This window comes from Kitasatospora sp. NPDC056531 (assembly GCF_042794375.1).
In the GTDB taxonomy this organism is placed as follows: Bacteria; Actinomycetota; Actinomycetes; order Streptomycetales; family Streptomycetaceae; genus Kitasatospora.
On record NZ_JBHTTU010000093.1, the window covers coordinates 22,133 to 25,874 of the forward strand.

Here is a 3,742-nt window from a genome sequence, read left to right on the forward strand (position 1 = left end):
CGATGGGCGAGAAGCGGCCGGGGATCGGCGGACACCGGCTCTGGTGGGGTGTCGATGGGGGGTGTCGTTGGCGCCCCGCCCGGCTCGGCGCCCCGCCCGCCTCGACATCGGTCAGCCGAGCAGGGCGCCGCCCAGCAGCAGGGCCACCACCAGGGCGGCCAGGAGGGAGTACCGCCAGTCGCCGGCCCGTAGCCAGCGGGCCACGGTGGTCAGGATTCCGAGGCCCGGGGCGACGGACAGGACGAGCAGGCCGAGGCCGAGCAGCAGGGGGCCGGGACCGTGCTGGGAGGCGAGGGCGGCGAGGGCGAGTGGGCGGGCGACGCGGTCCCCGTCGGCCAGGCATACGACCATGCCGGCCAATATCGTTACTCAGACGCGGGCGATGGTTGTCGACCCCACGGTGGCGGTGAGCTGACTGGTGCGGGCCTCGTGGGCGAGGGCCTCCGGGGCCGCGGCTGAACCGTCGGCGGGTTCGTGGGTGGGTTCGTGGGTGTGGTCGTCGGTGCGTGCGGTGGTGCGTTCGTTGGTGGGGAGGTCAGACATGGATCACTCCGAAGGCGCCGAGCAGGAACGAGAGACCGGAGGCGAGTACCACGACGGTGTAGACGGCTTCGATCACGCCGACCGAGACCCTCCCGGCGAGCCGGGAGCCGAGCAGCGAGCCGGTGGTGATGCCGAGCACGATGGGCGCCACCAGCAGCGGCTGCACCACGCCGGCAGCGAAGTAGACGACGAAGCTGGCCACCGCGGTGATGCCGATCATGAACTGGCTGGTGGCGGTGGCCACTCGGACCGGCACGCCCATGCCCACCGTCATCGCCGGCACCTTGAGGAAGCCGCCGCCGATGCCGAGCATGCCGGAGAGCGTCCCGGCCACCATGGACGCGCCGGCGCCCAGGAGCGGGCGTCGGGCCCGATAGGCGCGGGCGGTGCCGTCGGCCTCGTCCGAGACCAGCCCGGTCAGCGCGTCGCGGCCCTCGCAGGCGCGCAGTCCGTGCCGGGCGAGGGCGTCGGGCGGGACGTCGGAATCCGTCAACTCGCCTGCTGTGGCGGGGAGTCGTTTGCGGCGGCGGGTGAGTTCGGCGGAGATGAACTGGCTCAGGCCGAAGACGTCCTCCAGGATCGGGCGCGGGATGAAGGCGGTGACCAGGCTGCCGATGATCCCGCCGATGGTGGTGGTCACCTCCAGGCTGAAGGCCAGGCGCTTGTGGGTCAGGCCCTGGCGCAGGTAAGCCGCCGATCCGATGGCCGAGTTGGCGATCACGGCGGCCAGCGAGACGGCCACCGCCGAGCGGAACGAGACGTCGTAGCCGAGTACCAGGACGGGGACCACGATCGCGCCGCCGCCGATCCCGGACAACGCGCCGACACCGCCCGCCACGGCGCCCATCAGTATCAGGATCAGGAGAGTGGAGAACGTCAGCGTCATCGGCATGCCCCTTCCCGGAGACGCTCGGACAGTGCGTGCAGGGTGCGTGGATTCCTTAGGCCGCACGTTAGTTGACGCAGGATCAGGAAGAAACGGGACTGTGACGTACACCACCGATCGGAGTCGAACAGTTTACTTGTCGGTAGCATGGCAATGTTCGCGGAGTGGCATTGTCGGTTCCGCTCGCACCGGGACGTGCGACCGGCGCGAGCCTGCAACCTCTCCTCCGAGGAAAGGGCAAACCGTGACTCCTTTAGCCGTTCAGCAGCTTCCCTCCGCCGCTGACCGCATCGATGAAACCGCCGGAACGGAGACGGCGGCCTTTCTGGACGACGTCCGCCGCTTCGCTCACGAACGCCTCGCTCCGGCGGCCGCGCTGATCGACCGGAGCGACGAGATCGGCACCGAGCTGTTCGGTGAGCTGGCCCGCCAGGGCCTGTTCGCCAACTCCCTCGGCTACCGCGACGACCAGCACCACGGCGGCCCCGAGCGGGTGCGCTTCCTCCTCCGAGTGCTGGAGGAACTGGCCCGGATCTCGCCGGCGGTCGCCAAGGCCGTGATGGACCAGAACCTGGGCCAGATCGGCATGCTCCGCGAGTACGCGGGCCCCGACCTGCGCGACCGCTACCTCGGCGCGATCGCCACCGGCGAGAAACAGGCCGCGTTCGCGATGAGCGAGCCGCAGACCGGTTCCAACGTCGCCCGGTTCACCACGGTGGCGACACCGGTGGAGGGCGGCTACCGGATCAGCGGCGAGAAGGACTGGATCACCGGCGCGGCCCGCCGGACGGTACATTTCGTGGTCGCCAAACCGGCCCCCGATTCGCGCGAGATCGGCCTCTTCCTGGTGGACCGCAACCGGCTCGGCGCGGGCGACGGAACCGTGGAGATCGACGACCGCAAGGAGAAACTGGGCCTGCGCGGACTGGGCGAATTCCACGTCCGCTACCACGATGTGTTCGTACCCGTCGAGCATGTGGTACTCGGTTTCGACCGGGGTTCGCTGCGCAGAGTGATGCGGCACTACAACGGCAAGCGCCTCGGGCAGTCGGCTATTTGCCTCGGGCTTTCGAAGAGCGCGCTGCGGACGGCCTTCGACTACGCCAGCGCGCGTCTTCCCGCGGGTTCGCCGGGCCACCTCGCCATGCAGCACACGCTGGCACCGCTGGTCAGCGAGTTGAGGGCGGCGCAGTCGCTCATCGACTGGGCCGCGGGCGAGTGGGCCGCCGGGGACGAGACCGGTGCGCCGAGCGCGATGGCCAAGTACGTGACGGGCGATCTGGCGCAGCGGATCACCAACGCCGCCGCCCAGGTGTGCGGCGCCAACGGGCTGTCCGACAAGATGCCGCTGGCCCGGCTGATGCGGGACGCCCGGATGCTGACCATGGCCGGCGGCGCCTCGGAGGTGCTGCGCGGGACGGTCGCCCACCAGCTGGACCGACTGCTCGACTGAGCGCGGTCCCCGAGCGACGGGCCGGCCGGACCGACGCCGGCCGGCCCGTCGAGCACGAGACGGAGGAACGATGCGCGTAGCGACCATCCGGACCGGCGGTGCGGAGAGACTGGCGCTGGTCGACGCGGACGGCAGCGGGCTGACACTGCCCGAGCTCGGCCGCCCGGGGCCGGTCGGCATGCTCGACCTGCTCCGGGACGGGCCCGAGGCCTGGGCGGAGCTGGCCGCGGGAGGCCGTGCCGGGAAACGACTGCCACGTGGTGAGGCCGAGTTGTTGGCGCCGCTGCCACGCCCGGAGAACAACCTGTTCGCCCTCGGGCTGAACTACACCGACCACGGCGAGGAGGCCTACCGGGCGGCCGGGCGGGAGTACCGGCGGCCCCGGCACCCGGTGGTGTTCACCAAGGACCGCCGCAGCGTGGCCGCGCCGGTCGGCCCGGTGGCCGTCGACTTCTCGCTCTCGCGGGACATCGACTGGGAGGTCGAACTCGCGGTGGTGATCGGCCGTCGCGCGTGGCGGGTCGGCGAGACCGAGGCGCTGGACCACGTCTTCGGCTACTGCGTGGCCAACGACATCACCGCGCGGGACCTGCAGACCCGGCACAAGCAGTACTACCTGTCGAAGAGCCTGCCCGCCAGCTGCCCGCTGGGCCCCTGGATCACCACGGCCGACGAGGTCCCGGACCCCCACGACCTGGCGATCACGCTCAGCGTCAACGGCGTGCCCCGGCAGGTGTCCCGCACCGACCGGATGGTGTTCTCCATTCCGGAGACCATCGCCGCGATCTCCCGCGTCGTGCCGCTGGAGCCGGGCGACGTCATCCTGACCGGCACCCCGGCCGGCACCGGCTTCGCCGCCG

The 3,742-nt window shown here is 71.2% G+C and carries 5 protein-coding genes; 2 read left to right on the forward strand and 3 right to left on the reverse strand.

Translation table 11 applies throughout. The features are described from left to right. Positions 1–111: 111 nt before the first annotated feature. The 3 genes from ACFQ87_RS38010 to ACFQ87_RS38020 are packed head-to-tail and all read right to left on the reverse strand — an operon-like array spanning position 112 to position 1,429. Positions 112–351 (reverse strand): hypothetical protein, encoded by a 240-nt coding sequence (locus ACFQ87_RS38010; protein WP_380615505.1) that lies wholly within the window; start codon positions 349–351, stop codon positions 112–114. An 18-nt stretch (positions 352–369) separates the two neighbouring features. Then, positions 370–543, reverse strand: a complete 174-nt coding sequence (locus ACFQ87_RS38015) for a hypothetical protein (protein ID WP_380615506.1) — start codon at positions 541–543, stop codon at positions 370–372. Further along, complete coding sequence (locus ACFQ87_RS38020) at positions 536–1,429, reverse strand: sulfite exporter TauE/SafE family protein (RefSeq protein ID WP_380615507.1); 894 nt, start codon at positions 1,427–1,429, stop codon at positions 536–538. Before ACFQ87_RS38020 ends, ACFQ87_RS38015 begins: the two co-directional genes overlap by 8 nt. Before the next feature lie 244 nt (positions 1,430–1,673). Here ACFQ87_RS38020 and ACFQ87_RS38025 point away from each other — a divergent pair, with 244 nt between their 5' ends. Together ACFQ87_RS38025 and ACFQ87_RS38030 are read left to right on the forward strand one after the other, a co-directional pair. Next, positions 1,674–2,882: an acyl-CoA dehydrogenase family protein gene (locus tag ACFQ87_RS38025; RefSeq protein ID WP_380615508.1), complete on the forward strand. Its 1,209-nt coding sequence runs from the start codon at positions 1,674–1,676 to the stop codon at positions 2,880–2,882. Between the two features lie 70 nt (positions 2,883–2,952). Continuing rightward, positions 2,953–3,742: fumarylacetoacetate hydrolase family protein (locus ACFQ87_RS38030; RefSeq protein WP_380615509.1), on the forward strand; the 790-nt coding region annotated here is incomplete at its 3' end.